General features: G+C 53.5%; 12 protein-coding genes. 4 read left to right on the forward strand and 8 right to left on the reverse strand.

Annotated features, from left to right (window positions below; all coding sequences use genetic code 11):
* Window positions 1–249 precede the first annotated feature (249 nt).
* From kefF to folA, 3 genes are all read left to right on the forward strand, one after another.
* The gene (gene kefF / locus ACVXHP_RS13780; protein ID WP_316129272.1) at window positions 250–780 is read left to right on the forward strand and encodes a glutathione-regulated potassium-efflux system oxidoreductase KefF; all 531 of its coding nucleotides are present in this window, start codon (window positions 250–252) and stop codon (window positions 778–780) included.
* Window positions 773–2,635: a glutathione-regulated potassium-efflux system protein KefC gene (gene kefC / locus ACVXHP_RS13785; RefSeq protein ID WP_316129271.1), complete on the forward strand. Its 1,863-nt coding sequence runs from the start codon at window positions 773–775 to the stop codon at window positions 2,633–2,635. The genes kefF and kefC overlap by 8 nt, the downstream gene beginning before the upstream one ends.
* 198 nt (window positions 2,636–2,833) lie before the next feature.
* Window positions 2,834–3,313: a type 3 dihydrofolate reductase gene (folA, locus tag ACVXHP_RS13790; protein WP_136345316.1), complete on the forward strand. Its 480-nt coding sequence runs from the start codon at window positions 2,834–2,836 to the stop codon at window positions 3,311–3,313.
* A gap of 90 nt (window positions 3,314–3,403) precedes the next feature.
* On the opposite strand, the gene apaH is transcribed toward folA, so the two are convergent.
* The 6 genes from apaH to lptD are packed head-to-tail and all read right to left on the reverse strand — an operon-like array spanning window position 3,404 to window position 10,149.
* The gene (apaH, locus tag ACVXHP_RS13795) at window positions 3,404–4,252 is read right to left on the reverse strand and encodes a bis(5'-nucleosyl)-tetraphosphatase (symmetrical) ApaH (protein WP_200008579.1); all 849 of its coding nucleotides are present in this window, start codon (window positions 4,250–4,252) and stop codon (window positions 3,404–3,406) included.
* Window positions 4,253–4,262: 10 nt separating this feature from the next.
* Window positions 4,263–4,640: a Co2+/Mg2+ efflux protein ApaG gene (gene apaG, locus ACVXHP_RS13800; RefSeq protein ID WP_003018867.1), complete on the reverse strand. Its 378-nt coding sequence runs from the start codon at window positions 4,638–4,640 to the stop codon at window positions 4,263–4,265.
* A gap of 2 nt (window positions 4,641–4,642) precedes the next feature.
* On the reverse strand, window positions 4,643–5,464 hold the full coding sequence (gene rsmA / locus ACVXHP_RS13805; protein ID WP_005124503.1) for a 16S rRNA (adenine(1518)-N(6)/adenine(1519)-N(6))-dimethyltransferase RsmA: 822 nt from the start codon (window positions 5,462–5,464) through the stop codon (window positions 4,643–4,645).
* Window positions 5,457–6,449 (reverse strand): 4-hydroxythreonine-4-phosphate dehydrogenase PdxA, encoded by a 993-nt coding sequence (gene pdxA / locus ACVXHP_RS13810; RefSeq protein WP_304702320.1) that lies wholly within the window; start codon window positions 6,447–6,449, stop codon window positions 5,457–5,459. The genes rsmA and pdxA overlap by 8 nt, the downstream gene beginning before the upstream one ends.
* Window positions 6,449–7,735 carry a peptidylprolyl isomerase SurA gene (gene surA, locus ACVXHP_RS13815; RefSeq protein WP_200008580.1) on the reverse strand — a complete coding sequence of 429 codons (1,287 nt, stop codon included), beginning with the start codon at window positions 7,733–7,735 and terminating at the stop codon, window positions 6,449–6,451. Before surA ends, pdxA begins: the two co-directional genes overlap by 1 nt.
* A gap of 53 nt (window positions 7,736–7,788) precedes the next feature.
* Window positions 7,789–10,149 carry an LPS assembly protein LptD gene (gene lptD / locus ACVXHP_RS13820; protein ID WP_447571653.1) on the reverse strand — a complete coding sequence of 787 codons (2,361 nt, stop codon included), beginning with the start codon at window positions 10,147–10,149 and terminating at the stop codon, window positions 7,789–7,791.
* A 255-nt stretch (window positions 10,150–10,404) separates the two neighbouring features.
* Here lptD and djlA point away from each other — a divergent pair, with 255 nt between their 5' ends.
* Window positions 10,405–11,220, forward strand: a complete 816-nt coding sequence (djlA, locus tag ACVXHP_RS13825; RefSeq protein ID WP_447571654.1) for a co-chaperone DjlA — start codon at window positions 10,405–10,407, stop codon at window positions 11,218–11,220.
* 95 nt (window positions 11,221–11,315) lie between these two features.
* Here the strand turns inward: djlA and rluA are convergent, their stop codons facing one another.
* Together rluA and rapA are read right to left on the reverse strand one after the other, a co-directional pair.
* Complete coding sequence (gene rluA / locus ACVXHP_RS13830) at window positions 11,316–11,975, reverse strand: bifunctional tRNA pseudouridine(32) synthase/23S rRNA pseudouridine(746) synthase RluA (protein WP_003018849.1); 660 nt, start codon at window positions 11,973–11,975, stop codon at window positions 11,316–11,318.
* 11 nt (window positions 11,976–11,986) lie between these two features.
* The gene (rapA, locus tag ACVXHP_RS13835; RefSeq protein ID WP_200008584.1) at window positions 11,987–14,893 is read right to left on the reverse strand and encodes an RNA polymerase-associated protein RapA; all 2,907 of its coding nucleotides are present in this window, start codon (window positions 14,891–14,893) and stop codon (window positions 11,987–11,989) included.
* Window positions 14,894–14,947 lie beyond the last annotated feature (54 nt).

Here is a 14,947-nt window from a genome sequence, read left to right on the forward strand (position 1 = left end):
TCACTTACTTTAGTAAGTGACTGGGGATTAATGAGTAAGTGACTGGGGATTAATGAGGGACATCCATGTCCCTCACCGAAGGCAGCCTTCGGCTGTTCAAATTCGTTCCAGACGAATTTGTCCTTCCCTTGCCGCCTTGATGCAACATGAATGATTTTGTGTATAGGCCTCAATAATATTGACTGTTAGCCTGTGGATTAACTGACTAAACTCACTGTTATTACAATAATGCAGTGACACAGGCTAATCATGATTCTCATCATTTATGCGCATCCCTATCCGCAGCATTCGCATGCGAATAAGCGGATGCTTGATCAGGCAAGGACGCTGGAGGGCGTGGAGATCCGCTCGCTCTACCAGCTCTACCCCGATTTCAATATCGATATTGCCGCTGAACAGGATGCGTTGGCACGCGCAGATTTAATTATCTGGCAGCATCCTATGCAGTGGTATAGCACGCCTCCGTTACTCAAATTGTGGATGGATAAAGTCCTCTCTCACGGCTGGGCCTATGGCCATGGCGGTACAGCGCTGCACGGTAAACATCTGCTGTGGGCTGTGACGACCGGCGGCGGTGAAAACCACTTTGATATCGGCTCCCATCCCGGCTTTGATGTACTTTCCCAGCCCTTACAGGCAACGGCTTTATATTGCGGCCTCAAATGGCTGCCGCCGTTTGCGATGCACTGTACGTTTGTTTGTGATGATGAAACGCTACAGGCGCAGGCGCGCCACTATAAACAGCGTCTGCTGGAGTGGCAGGAGGTGCATCATGGATAGTCATACGCTAATACAGGCGCTGATTTACCTCGGTTCGGCGGCGCTGATTGTACCCATCGCCGTACGGCTGGGCTTAGGGTCAGTGCTGGGCTATCTCATCGCCGGGTGCATCATCGGTCCCTGGGGCTTGAGGCTGGTGACAGATGCCGAATCAATCCTCCATTTTGCCGAGATCGGCGTGGTGCTGATGCTGTTTGTCATCGGCCTGGAACTGGATCCGCAACGTTTGTGGAAGCTGCGAGCCTCGGTGTTTGGCGGCGGTGCATTACAAATGGTGGTTTGCGGCGGGCTGATCGGTCTGTTCTGTATGTTCCTCGGCCTGCGCTGGCAGGTAGCGGAACTCATCGGCATGACGCTGGCGCTTTCCTCCACGGCCATTGCTATGCAGGCGATGAATGAACGTAACCTGATGGTGTCGCAACTGGGACGTAGCGCATTTGCCGTGCTGCTGTTCCAGGATATCGCCGCTATTCCACTGGTGGCGATGATCCCATTACTCGCGGCGAGCGGCGCATCGACGACGCTTGGCGCGTTTGCGCTCTCTGCGCTAAAGGTGGCGGGCGCACTGGTGCTGGTGGTGCTGTTAGGTCGCTATGTGACGCGTCCGGCCTTACGTTTTGTCGCCCGTTCAGGCCTGCGGGAAGTGTTTAGCGCCGTCGCGCTGTTCCTCGTGTTTGGCTTCGGTCTGCTGTTGGAAGAGGTTGGACTGTCGATGGCGATGGGGGCGTTTCTGGCCGGTGTGCTGCTGGCCAGCTCTGAGTATCGCCACGCGCTGGAAAGCGATATTGAACCGTTCAAAGGGCTGTTGTTGGGTTTGTTCTTCATCGGCGTGGGGATGTCTATCGATTTTGGCACGCTGATTGATAACCCCTTGCGTATTATCATCTTGCTGGTCGGTTTCTTGGTTATCAAAACCGTCATGCTGTGGTTGATAGCGAAACCGTTGCAGGTGCCGAATAAGCAACGTCGCTGGTTTGCCGTATTATTAGGGCAGGGCAGTGAATTTGCCTTTGTGGTATTTGGCGCGGCGCAAATGGCAAACGTGCTTGATCCTGATTGGGCGAAATCGTTGACCCTGGCGGTGGCGCTGTCGATGGCGGCGACGCCGATTTTACTGGTGATTTTGACGCGACTGGAAAAATCGGCGACCGGTGAAGAGCGGGAAGCGGATGAAATCGACGAAGAACAACCGCGAGTGATCATCGCCGGGTTTGGGCGATTTGGTCAGATTACCGGCCGTTTGCTGTTGTCGAGCGGCGTCAAAATGGTGGTTCTTGATCATGACCCAGACCATATCGAAACGCTACGTAAATTCGGTATGAAGGTTTTCTATGGCGATGCGACCCGGATGGATCTGCTGGAGTCTGCTGGGGCGGCTAAAGCTGAAGTCATTATTAACGCCATTGACGATCCGCAAACCAGCCTGCAATTAACCGAAATGGTGAAGGAACATTTCCCTCATCTGCAAATTATTGCCCGCGCGCGCGATGTGGATCATTACATTCGCCTGCGCCAGGCGGGTGTGGAAATGCCGGAACGTGAAACCTTTGAAGGCGCGCTGAAGACCGGGCGTCTGGCGCTGGAAGGTCTTGGGCTGGGGCGCTATGAAGCGCGTGAGCGGGCCGACGTATTCCGTCGCTTCAATATGCTCATGGTTGAGGAGATGGTGAAAGGGGAAAATGACGCGATTTCCCGTGCAGCGGTATATAAACGCACCAGCGCAATGCTGAGTGAAATTATTGCGGAAGATCGCCAACACTTATCGTTAATTCAACGCCATGGCTGGCAAGGTACGGATGAAGGTAAACATACGGGCGACGTCGCCGATGAGCCGGAAGTGAAACCGTCAGCATAGAGTAAAAAATGTGATGTTCTGCAAACTTTACTGCTAATTGGCTGTTTTTGAACTACTGTAATGCTGGCGTACCACCTTAAATAGGTCGGTTCGCCAGCAGAACGGAAAATTTTCATGCTCATCCTCTTTCCGCCAGTCGACGAAAGATTGCGCTTTCCGTATAGTGGCGACAATTTTTTTGTATCCGGGAAACATTCAATGATCAGTCTGATTGCGGCGTTAGCGGTAGATCGCGTCATCGGTATGGAAAACGCCATGCCATGGAACCTACCTGCCGATCTCGCCTGGTTTAAACGTAATACCTTAAACAAGCCAGTTGTCATGGGACGCCATACCTGGGAATCCATCGGGCGACCGTTGCCAGGGCGTAAAAATATCGTCATCAGTAGTCAACCTGGCACCGACGATCGTGTGCAGTGGGTGAAGTCTGTTGATGAAGCAATAGCGGCCTGCGGCGATGAACCTGAAATTATGGTGATTGGCGGTGGACGCGTGTATGAGCAGTTCCTGCCGAAAGCGCAAAAACTGTATCTGACACACATTGATGCGGAAGTGGAAGGGGATACGCATTTCCCGGACTACGAACCGGACGATTGGGAATCGGTGTTCAGCGAATTTCACGATGCCGACGCACAAAACTCCCACAGCTACTGCTTCGAGATTCTTGAACGTCGTTAATACTGTAAATGCCGGATGGCGGCGAAATGCCTTATCATCCAGCTAATTTAGGCCGGATAAGGTGCGAGCACCGCATCCGGCAAACGACTATCAGGCGTTGACCGCTTCGCCGGGATCCAGATTCTGATGGCGATTTGATGGCTGCACAAAGTACTGTTTGTCTTCCCAGCGCAGACAGGTGAGGTCTCCCCCCCAGCAACATCCCGTATCCAGCGCGTAGATACCTTCAGGCGTGCCTTTCCCCTCCAGCGATGCCCAGTGCCCGAAAGCAATGCTATAGGCTTCACTGACAGGTCCTGGAATGGCAAACCAGGGCTTCAGCGGGGCTGGCGCATCTTCTGGCGACTCTTTGCTGTACATATCCAACTGACCGTTGGGGAAGCAGTAGCGCATGCGGGTAAATGCGTTGGTAATAAAACGCAGGCGCGCCAGTCCCGTGAGTTCCGGTGTCCAGTTGTTTGGCATGTCGCCATACATGGCGTCGAGGAAGAAGGGATACGAGTCGCTCGACAATACGGCTTCAACATCGCGGGCGCAATTCCTCGCGGTCTGCAGATCCCATTGTGGGGTAATACCGGCATGCGCCATCACCAGCTTCTTCTCTTCATCAATCTGTAAGAGCGGCTGGCGGCGTAACCAATTAAGCAACTCATCCGCGTCAGGTGCTTCAAGCAGCGGTGTGAGTCGGTCTTTCGGTTTGTTACGGCTGATACCGGCAAACACGGCCAGCAGGTGCAAATCGTGATTGCCAAGGACTAACCGCACGCTATCGCCCAGCGATTTCACGTAGCGTAAAACGTCCAGAGAGCCAGGTCCACGCGCGACCAGATCGCCGGTGAGCCATAGGGTGTCTTGTTCGGGGGTAAAGTCTACCTGGTGCAGCAAGGCGATCAGTTCATCGTAACAACCGTGAACGTCGCCAATAAGGTATGTCGCCATAGTTATTGTTTTAGTGAATGAGTGTTGGAACGGCGAGCCGAAACACGGGAATGTCGATGGTAAAAGCGATGCCTTGTTCATCGATCATTTCGTAATGACCCTGCATGGTGCCCAGCGGTGTTTCAATTACCGCACCGCTGGTGTACTGATACTCTTCGCCAGGTTCGATGTGGGGCTGAACGCCAACCACGCCTTCGCCCTGAACTTCGGTTTCACGGCCATGACCATTAGTGATCAACCAATAACGCCCCAACAGCTGCACAGGCGCTCGCCCCAAATTGCGGATAGTCACGGTATAAGCAAAAACGTAACGTTCATCATCAGGTGAGGATTGCGCCTCAATGTAGACGCTTTGTACCTGAATGCACACTCGGGGCGAATTGATCATCTTTAACTCTCCTTCGATGGCGCGTTTTCTGACAGATAGTTAGCCATCCGGCAGTATTGCGCGACAGAGATATTTTCCGCGCGCATCGCCGGATCAATACCCAGCTCGGTCAGGACCTCAACGCTAAACAGGTTGCCGAGGCTGTTACGTACCGTTTTACGGCGCTGATTAAACGCTTCGGTGGTAATACGGCTCAGCACGCGGACATCTTTAACCGGGTACGGCATCGTCGCATGAGGAACCAGACGCACAACGGCGGAATCGACTTTTGGCGCAGGCGTGAATGCGGATGGCGGTACTTCGAGTACCGGGATCACATTGCAATAATATTGCGCCATGACGCTTAATCGACCATACGCTTTACTGTTTGGCCCTGCAACCAGACGATTGACCACCTCTTTTTGCAACATGAAATGCATGTCGGCAATGGCATCAGTATAGGTAAAAAGATGGAACATCAGCGGCGTGGAGATGTTGTACGGCAGGTTGCCGAAAACGCGCAGCGGCTGGCCCATCGTTTGTGCGAGCTCGCCGAAGTTCATGGTCATGGCATCTTGCTGATAAATCGTCAGCTTTGGTCCTAAAAACGGGTGAGTTTGCAGGCGCGCGGCAAGGTCCCGGTCCAGTTCAATGACCGTGAGCTTATCCAGGCGCTCGCCTACTGGCTCGGTCAATGCAGCCAGACCCGGGCCGATTTCGACCATTGCCTGTCCCTTCTGCGGGTTGATAGCAGAGACAATACTTTCGATCACAAACTGATCGTTAAGGAAGTTTTGCCCGAAACGTTTACGGGCTAAGTGGCCCTGATGGACTCGATTATTCATTAGTATTAACAATCATTTTGATGGCGAGATTAAGCGCCGTAATAAAACTGCCGACATCTGCTTGCCCACGACCCGCAAGTTCAAGTGCGGTGCCGTGATCGACGGATGTACGAATAAAAGGTAGGCCCAGCGTGATATTCACACCGCGACCAAATCCCTGGTATTTTAGCACGGGGAGGCCTTGATCGTGGTACATTGCCAATACGGCATCCGCGTGGTCGAGATATTTGGGCTGAAACAGCGTATCTGCTGGCAGTGGGCCGTTTAGTTTCATCCCCTGCGTACGCAGTGCATCAAGGACGGGAATGATGGTGTCTATCTCTTCCGTCCCCATATGACCGCCTTCACCAGCATGCGGGTTAAGACCGCACACCAGAATATGCGGATCAGCAATGCCAAATTTGGTGCGCAAATCATGATGCAGAATGCCGATCACTTCCTGCAACAGGGCAGGCGTAATGGCGTCGGCAACGGCTCTGAGCGGCAAATGCGTGGTGGCCAGAGCAACGCGCAGCTCCTCCGTCGCCAGCATCATCACCACTTTTTTCGCCTGCGATCGCTCTTCAAAAAACTCGGTATGTCCGGTAAACGGCACGCCAGCGTCATTGATTACGCCCTTGTGGACAGGACCGGTAATCAGCGCCGCAAATTCACCTTGCAGACAACCATCGCAGGCGCGAGCCAGCGTATCCACAACATATTGCCCATTTTCTACCGCCAACTGACCTGCAACTACAGGTGTCCGCAGCGCAATCGGTAACAGCGTCAACGTACCTGCTGATTGCGGTCTGGCTGGGGTATCTGAAGAGTAGGGGAGGAGTGAAAGCGGTAAACCGAGCATCGCTGCCCGGTCACTGAGAAGAGCGGCATCCGCACAGACGACGAGTTCTACGGGCCACTCACGCTGTGCGAGCTGAACCACGAGGTCTGGGCCAATCCCGGCGGGTTCGCCGGGAGTGATGACAACGCGTTGAATACGAGTCATTAGTTGCTCAGAATTTTAACGTATGCGCTGGCGCGCTGTTCCTGCATCCAGGTCGCTGCTTCTTCCGAGAATTTACGGTTCATCAGCATACGGTAGGCACGGTCTTTCTGCGCTGCGTCAGTTTTATCCACATTACGCGTGTCCAGCAGTTCGATCAGATGCCAACCGAAAGAGGAATGCACCGGGGCGCTCATCTGGCCTTTGTTAAGTTTGGTCAGCGCATCGCGGAAAGCGGGATCGAAAATATCCGCCGCAGCCCAGCCCAGATCGCCGCCCTGGTTGGCAGAACCGGGATCCTGAGAAAACTCTTTCGCTGCTGCTGCGAAGGTGGTTTTACCGCTCTTAATATCTGCCGCGATTTGTTCCAGCTTCAGACGCGCCTGTTGATCGGTCATGATCGGCGATGGCTTCAGCAGAATATGGCGGGCGTGCACTTCAGTCACGGAGATGCTCTGGCTTTGACCACGCATATCGTTGACTTTCAGGATGTGGAAACCCACACCTGAACGAATAGGGCCGATGATATCGCCTTTCTTCGCGGTACTTAACGCCTGAGCAAAGATACCCGGCAGTTCCTGAATACGTCCCCAGCCCATCTGACCGCCTTTCAGCGCCTGCTGGTCTGCGGAGTAAGTGATGGCCAGTTTGCCAAAATCGCTACCGTTACGCGCTTCATCAACAACGGAACGCGCCTGGCTTTCAGCCTCGTTAACCTGCTCTGAAGTTGGGTTTTCCGGTAATGGAATCAAAATGTGGCTCAGGTTCAGCTCGGTGCTGGCATCGTTTTGGTTGCCAACCTGCTGCGCCAGGGCATCCACTTCCTGCGGCAGAATGGTGACGCGACGGCGAACTTCGTTGTTACGCACTTCGGAGATGGTCATCTCTTTGCGGATCTGGCTACGATAGGTCGAATAGCTCAAGCCATCCTGCGCCAGACGGCTGCGCATCTGATCCAGCGTCATGTTGTTCTGCTTGGCGATGTTGGCGATAGCCTGATCCAACTGCTCGTCAGAGATTTTAACACCCATCTTCTGACCCATTTGCAGGAGGATTTGATCCATGATCAAACGCTCCAGGATCTGATGACGCAGCGTGGCGTCGTCCGGTAACTGCTGACCAGCCTGACCCGCATTAAGTTTTACTGACTGCATTAAGCCATCGACGTCGCTTTCGAGAACGACGCCGTTATTGACGACGGCTGCGACTTTATCGACTACCTGTGGGGCAGCGAAACTGGTATTCGCGATCATGGCGATACCGAGAAGCAGCGTTTTCCAGTTCTTCATACTTTTTCCATTTCAATTAACCGCAATGCGGATTACGTTGTAAATCAATCAGATCATAAAGCGCTTTGATACGGCAAAATGTTCGAACGCAACATTTGGTTGGTGCCGAGACCGTAGTTAGAGCTCAGGCCGCGCAGTTCGATATTAAAGCCGATCGTGTTGTCATAAATCGCGTGCTGCATTTTGTTATCCCAACCGTTCAGCTTACGTTCGTAGCCAAAGCGAATGGCGTAACAGCAGGAGTTGTACTGTAAGCCCAGCATTGAATCTGCTTCTTTGTTCACATTGGTATCGAAGTAGTAAGCACCGACAATCGACCAGCGGTCGGCAATCGGGAAGCTCGCCACCGCACCCACCTGTGAAATCCCATTTTCATATTGGGCGTTAGTGACATCGCGTGAAGGTACAGCGGCCTTAATATACTCTGGGCTGGCATAACGGTAGTTCAATTGCAGCATACGGTTTTCGTCGCGGCGGTATTCGATACTGCTATTGCTGGTTGCGATGCTATCCAGACGCGTGTCGTACTGGATCCCACTGCGTAAACCCCAACGATCGGAGATGCGCCAGTAGGTATCACCCGCCCATACCAGTGAGCCCGTTTTGTCGTCATTTTCCCATTCTGTATGGTCATCGCCAGTGCGAGACTCGGTGAAATAGTAGATTTGACCCACAGAAATATTAAAACGTTCAACGGCTGCGTCATCATAAACGCGAGATGTGACCCCGGTCGTTACCTGGTTGGCGGACGCAATACGGTCCAGACCGCCATAGGTACGGTCACGGAACAGGCCACTGTAGTCAGATTGCAGCAGGGATGAGTCATAGTTATAAATATGACTTTGATTGCGATATGGGACGTACAGGTACTGCGCGCGCGGCTCCAGCGTCTGGGTATATCCCGGCGCCAGCATGTTCATGTCACGCTCGAATACCATCTTGCCGTCGACTTTAAACTGCGGCATGACGCGGTTGGCTGAATCGTCTAGCTTGTTCACGTTGCTTGGCTTGCTGTTGTACCAATCGAGGTTACTTTGCTGATAGTGCGTTGCCAGCAGTTTCGCTTCGGTATTGACACTGCCCCAGTTATTTGACAGCGGCAGGTTAATCGTTGGCTCCAGATGCAGACGTGTTGCTTCCGGCATATAATCCGTGGTGTTCACGAAATGAACCGCCTGGCCATAAATACGAGTATCAAAAGGGCCGACGTCGTTCTGGTAGAAGTTGACATCTAATTGCGGTTCGGCGGAATAGCTACTTTTATTCTGGTCACCAAAAACCTGGAATTGTTTGGTAGATACCGTAGCGTCAAAGTTCTGTACCGCATAGCCGACGCTGAATTTTTGCGTGGCATAGCCGTCGGTACTGGAACCGTACTTGTTGTCAAAGTCGTTGAAGTAGCTAGAATCGCTGACCTTGGTGTAGTCGACGTTGAAACGCCACACCTGGTCCATGACGCCAGCGTGCCGCCAGTAAAACAGCCAGCGGCGTGAATTGTCATCCTTCGGATTATCATCTTCGTACACTTTATCGGAGTTCAGATAGTCGAACTCCATCAGGCCTGCGCCCGCCTGGGTAAGATAGCGGAATTCGTTCTCCCACATGATGCCGCCACGACGGTGCATATAATGCGGCGTAATGGTGGCGTCCATATTGGGCGCAATGTTCCAGTAATACGGGAGATAGAACTCAAAATAGTTATTAGTCGAGTATTTTGCGTTCGGGATCAGGAAACCGGAACGGCGCTTATCGCCGACGGGCAACTGTAAATAAGGACTGTAAAAGACCGGAACCGGACCCAGTTTAAAACGGGCGTTCCAGATCTCTGCGACCTGTTCTTCACGATCGTGGATGACTTCGCTACCGACGACGCTCCAGGTATCGGAACCGGGCAGACAGGAGGTAAAGCTACCGTTTTCCAGAATGGTATAGCGGTTTTCCCCACGCTGCTTCATCAGGTCGGCTTTCCCGCGTCCCTGACGACCCACCATCTGGTAATCACCTTCCCAGATGTTGGTATCTTTGGTATTCAGATTAGACCAGCCCTTCGGTCCCTTCAGAATAACCTGATTGTCATCGTAATGGACATTACCCAACGCATCGACGGTACGTACTGGCTCCGGCTGGCCTTCTGCCTGCTTCTGATGAAGCTGAACTTCGTCGGCCTGCAGGCGGCTATTACCCTGCGCAATATCCACGTTGCCGGTAAACACCGCGTCATCCGGGTAATTCCCTTTCGCGTTATCGGCATTGATGGTGACGGGTAATTCATTGGTTTCGCCCTTCACCAGAGGACGGTTATAGCTCGGCACGCCCAGCATACACTGTGAGGCGAGATCGGCTGCCAGGCCCTGTTGACTATAAAGGGCGCTGGCAATCATGGTGGCCAGAAGAGTGGGAATACGTTTTTTCATACGTTGTATTTATTGTTCCATCATCGGTAGCGTCGCGCGTGACAAACGGTCACAGCCTAACTTATCTCATCTTCACTGCGCTAGTGTTAATCCTGCCCATTTAGGCATCCGTGGTGTTAGGCACGGCATTGAATGACAGGTATGATAATGCAAATTATAGGCGATGTCCCACAATTGACCGCAGCCGTCAAACGGTAAAAGCACCTTATATTGTGGGACATAGCCTGGCTGATAGCATAAAGATTTGGGGAGTCTATGCAGTATTGGGGAAAGATAATTGGTGTAGCCGTGGCTTTAATGATGGGCGGCGGCTTCTGGGGTGTGGTTCTCGGCCTGTTAGTCGGCCACATGTTCGACAAAGCTCGCATGCGCAAAATGGCGTGGTTTGCCAACCAACGTGAACGCCAGGCGCTTTTTTTTGCCACCACTTTTGAGGTGATGGGGCATCTGACCAAATCCAAAGGTCGCGTCACGGAAGCCGATATTCATATTGCCAGCCAGCTGATGGATCGGATGAATTTGCACGGTGATTCCCGTACTGCCGCGCAACACGCCTTCCGGGTGGGAAAATCAGACAATTACCCATTACGTGAAAAGATGCGTCAGTTTCGCAGCGTCTGTTTTGGTCGATTCGATCTGATCCGCATGTTTCTGGAGATTCAGATCCAGGCGGCATTTGCCGACGGGTCATTGCATCCTAACGAACGTGAAGTGCTGTATGTGATCGCTGAAGAGTTGGGGATCTCACGGACCCAGTTTGATCAGTTCCTGCGTATGATGCAGGGCGGGGCACAGTTTGGCGGTGGATATCAGCAGCAGTCCAGTGGCGGCGGCTGGCAGCAGGCGCAACGAGGCCCGACGCTGGAAGACGCCTGCAATGTTCTCGGTGTTAAAACAACCGACGATGCGACCACCATTAAGCGCGCTTATCGTAAACTGATGAGCGAACACCATCCGGACAAACTGGTCGCGAAAGGTTTACCGCCAGAAATGATGGAAATGGCCAAGCAAAAGGCGCAGGAAATTCAAAAAGCTTACGAGCTGATTAAGGATCAAAAAGGATTCAAGTGATTGAATTGCCGGATGCGGCTAGCGCCTTATCCGACCTGGGTTAATGAATTGATGCCGGGCAAGCGAAGCGCCCCCGGCATCAATTGGCTCTGCGTTTAAAAATCCGCCGGGACTTTAAACGTCATGCTGTTGCCGTATTCGGGATGGGTGATGGTTAACATCTCTGCGTGCAGCAGCAGCCGCGGCGCTAAGGCCAGTGCTTCTGGCGGGGCGTAGAAGCGGTCGCCCAGAATCGGATGCCCTAATGCCAGCATATGCACACGCAACTGGTGGGAGCGTCCGGTAATAGGTTTGAGCACCACCCGGGCGGTGTTATCCGCCGCGAACTCGACCACTTCATACTCGGTCTGCGCGGATTTCCCGGTCTCATAACACACTTTCTGCTTTGGCCGGTTCGGCCAGTCGCAAATCAGCGGTAAATCAACCAGTCCCTCGGCCGGAGCGGGATGTCCCCATACGCGTGCGACATACTGCTTTTTCGGTTCGCGCTCGCGAAATTGGCGTTTAAGTTCACGCTCTGCCGCTTTGGTTAGCGCGACTACAATCACGCCGCTGGTTGCCATATCCAGACGATGTACGGATTCAGCCTGCGGATAATCGCGCTGAATACGCGTCATCACGCTGTCTTTGTGCTCATCCAGACGACCCGGCACGGACAACAAGCCGCTCGGCTTGTTGACCACCATAATGTGCTCATCCTGATACAGGATAACCAGCCAGGGTTCCTGCGGCGGATTGTAGTTTTCCATCCCCATGTATGGCTCCGTTACTGGTGCGTCACGACGATCAGACGCAGGGCATCGAGACGCCAGCCCGCCTGATCCAGGCTTTCTAACACCTGCTGGCGGTTGCTTTCAATGGCGCTCAGTTCGTCATCACGGATGTTCGGGTTAACGGCGCGTAGGGCTTCCAGACGCGACAGTTCCGCCGTCAGCTTCTCGTCCGCTTCCTTGCGCGCCGCGTCAATCAGCGCGCGGGCGGATTTTTCCACCTGCGCTTCGCCCAGTTGCAGGATGGCATGAACATCCTGCTGCACAGCGTTGACCAGTTTACTGCCGGTGTGACGGTTAACGGCGCTGAGCTGTCGGTTAAAGGTTTCGAATTCAACCTGCGCGGCTAGGTTATTGCCGTTTTTATCCAGCAGCATGCGTACCGGCGTTGGCGGCAGGAAGCGGTTCAATTGCAGCTGTTTCGGCGCTTGCGCCTCTACAACGTAGACCAGTTCAACCAGCAGAGTGCCGACCGGTAGCGCTTTGTTTTTCAATAAAGAAATAGTACTGCTTCCGGTATCGCCGGAAAGGATCAGATCCAAACCATTGCGGATCAGCGGATGCTCCCAGGTAATAAACTGCGCGTCTTCACGCGACAGGGCGACATCACGTTCAAACGTAATGGTGCAGCCATCTTCCGGCAGGCCAGGGAAATCCGGTACCAGCATGTGATCGGACGGCGTCAGCACGATTAAATTGTCGCCACGGTCATCCTGATTGATACCGACGATATCAAACAGGTTCATCGCAAAGGCGATCAGGCTAGTGTCGTCATCCTGCTCTTCAATACTTTCGGTGAGCCGTTGAGCTTTTTCGCCGCCATTGGAGTGAATTTCCAGCAGGCGATCGCGGCCTTGCTCCAGTTGGGCTTTCAGCGCGTCATGCTGTTCACGGCAGGTTTTGATCAGGTCATCAAAGCCATCGGTGTTTTCCGGCTCAGCCAGGAAGCCGATCAGATTGTTGTATACCGTGTCATAGATAGTACGTCCGGTTGGGCACGTGTGTTCGAACGCATCCAGGCCTTCGTGGTACCAGCGCACCAGCACGGATTGGGCGGTTTTTTCCAGGAACGGCACGTGGATCTGAATATCATGCGCCTGACCGATACGGTCCAGACGACCAATACGCTGTTCCAGCAGGTCCGGGTTGAACGGCAGATCGAACATCACCAGGTTGCTGGCAAACTGGAAGTTACGCCCTTCTGAGCCGATTTCAGAACACAGCATCACCTGGGCGCCACTGTCTTCTTCGCTAAACCAGGCCGCAGCACGGTCACGTTCAATGATCGACATTCCTTCATGGAACACGGCGGCGCGGATCCCTTCGCGTTCGCGCAGGACCTGCTCCAGTTGTAGCGCGGTGGTCGCTTTCGCGCAGATAACCAGCACTTTTTGTGAGCGGTGGCTGGTCAGGTAGCCCATCAGCCATTCCACGCGTGGGTCAAAATTCCACCAGGTGCCGGTGTCGCCTTCGAATTCCTGATAAATCTGTTCCGGGTAGAGCATGTCGCGAGCCCGGTCTTCCGCACTCTTACGCGCGCCCATAATGCCGGAGACTTTAATCGCCGTCTGGTATTGGGTTGGCAACGGTAATTTGATGGTATGCAGCTCGCGTTTCGGGAAGCCTTTGACACCGTTACGGGTGTTACGGAACAGCACTCGGCTGGTGCCATGGCGGTCCATCAGCATCGAAACCAGCTCCTGACGCGCGCTCTGGGCGTCTTCGCTGTCGCTGTTTGCTGCCTGCAATAATGGCTCAATATCCTGCTCGCCAATCATGTCGCCGAGCATGTTCAGCTCATCGTTACTCAGCTTGTTGCCTGCCAGCAGCATGGCGACGGCATCAGCGACCGGACGGTAATTTTTTTGCTCTTCAACAAACTGGGCGAAATCGTGGAAACGACTTGGATCCAGCAGGCGCAGACGCGCAAAGTGGCTTTCCATACCCAGCTGTTCTGGCGTAGCGGTCAGCAGCAGGATACCCGGCACGCGTTCAGCCAGCTGTTCAATGGCCATATATTCGCGGCTGGGCGCATCTTCGCTCCACACCAGGTGATGGGCTTCATCGACAATCAGCAGATCCCATTCGGCGTCACACAGGTGCTCCAGACGCTGTTTGCTGCGACGGGCAAAGTCCAGCGAACAGATAACTAACTGTTCGGTTTCAAACGGGTTGTAGGCGTCGTGCTGCGCTTCTGCATAACGCTCATCATCAAACAGCGCAAAGCGCAGGTTGAAACGGCGCAGCATTTCGACCAGCCACTGGTGCTGTAGCGTCTCCGGGACGATGATCAGTACGCGTTCAGCGGCGCCGGAAAGCAGTTGCTGATGCAGGATCATCCCGGCCTCAATGGTTTTACCCAAACCCACTTCGTCAGCCAGCAAAACGCGCGGGGCGTGACGACGACCAACATCATGAGCGATGTTGAGCTGGTGGGGGATCAGGCTGGTACGCTGGCCGCGCAAACCACTCCATGGCATACGGTACTGTTCGCTCTGAAATTTACGCGCGCGATAGCGCAGCGCAAAGCGGTCCATACGGTCAATCTGGCCGGCAAACAGGCGATCCTGTGGCTTGCTGAATACCAGTTTACTGTCGAGCAGCACTTCACGCAGCGTGACACCGGTTTCTTCGGTATCAAGGCGGGTTCCGATATAGGCAAGCAGGCCGTTTTCTTCTTTTACTTCATCGACATGCAGTTGCCAGCCTTCATGGCTCGTTATCGTATCGCCAGGATTGAACATCACGCGGGTCACGGGAGAATCACTGCGCGCATACAGACGGTTTTCGCCCGTCGATGAGAAAAGTAAAGTGACGGTTCGCGCATCCATGGCGACAACAGTACCAAGTCCCAGTTCGCTTTCTGTATCGCTGATCCAGCGTTGACCAAGTGTAAAAGGCATATATGTTCGGCTCTATATCTTTAATTGCAGGCAATACTCGTCATTTTCCGGGCT

This window comes from Citrobacter freundii complex sp. 2025EL-00176 (genome assembly GCF_053309355.1).

What these genes read in the sequence shown, in the direction of transcription:
- kefF (WP_316129272.1), top strand. Translation starts at nt 250, where the DNA reads ATGATTCTCATCATTTATGCGCATCCCTATCCGCAGCATTCGCATGCG.
- kefC (WP_316129271.1), top strand. Translation starts at nt 773, where the DNA reads ATGGATAGTCATACGCTAATACAGGCGCTGATTTACCTCGGTTCGGCG.
- folA (WP_136345316.1), top strand. Translation starts at nt 2,834, where the DNA reads ATGATCAGTCTGATTGCGGCGTTAGCGGTAGATCGCGTCATCGGTATG.
- apaH (WP_200008579.1), bottom strand. Translation starts at nt 4,252, where the DNA reads ATGGCGACATACCTTATTGGCGACGTTCACGGTTGTTACGATGAACTG.
- apaG (WP_003018867.1), bottom strand. Translation starts at nt 4,640, where the DNA reads ATGATCAATTCGCCCCGAGTGTGCATTCAGGTACAAAGCGTCTACATT.
- rsmA (WP_005124503.1), bottom strand. Translation starts at nt 5,464, where the DNA reads ATGAATAATCGAGTCCATCAGGGCCACTTAGCCCGTAAACGTTTCGGG.
- pdxA (WP_304702320.1), bottom strand. Translation starts at nt 6,449, where the DNA reads ATGACTCGTATTCAACGCGTTGTCATCACTCCCGGCGAACCCGCCGGG.
- surA (WP_200008580.1), bottom strand. Translation starts at nt 7,735, where the DNA reads ATGAAGAACTGGAAAACGCTGCTTCTCGGTATCGCCATGATCGCGAAT.
- lptD (WP_447571653.1), bottom strand. Translation starts at nt 10,149, where the DNA reads ATGAAAAAACGTATTCCCACTCTTCTGGCCACCATGATTGCCAGCGCC.
- djlA (WP_447571654.1), top strand. Translation starts at nt 10,405, where the DNA reads ATGCAGTATTGGGGAAAGATAATTGGTGTAGCCGTGGCTTTAATGATG.
- rluA (WP_003018849.1), bottom strand. Translation starts at nt 11,975, where the DNA reads ATGGGGATGGAAAACTACAATCCGCCGCAGGAACCCTGGCTGGTTATC.
- rapA (WP_200008584.1), bottom strand. Translation starts at nt 14,893, where the DNA reads ATGCCTTTTACACTTGGTCAACGCTGGATCAGCGATACAGAAAGCGAA.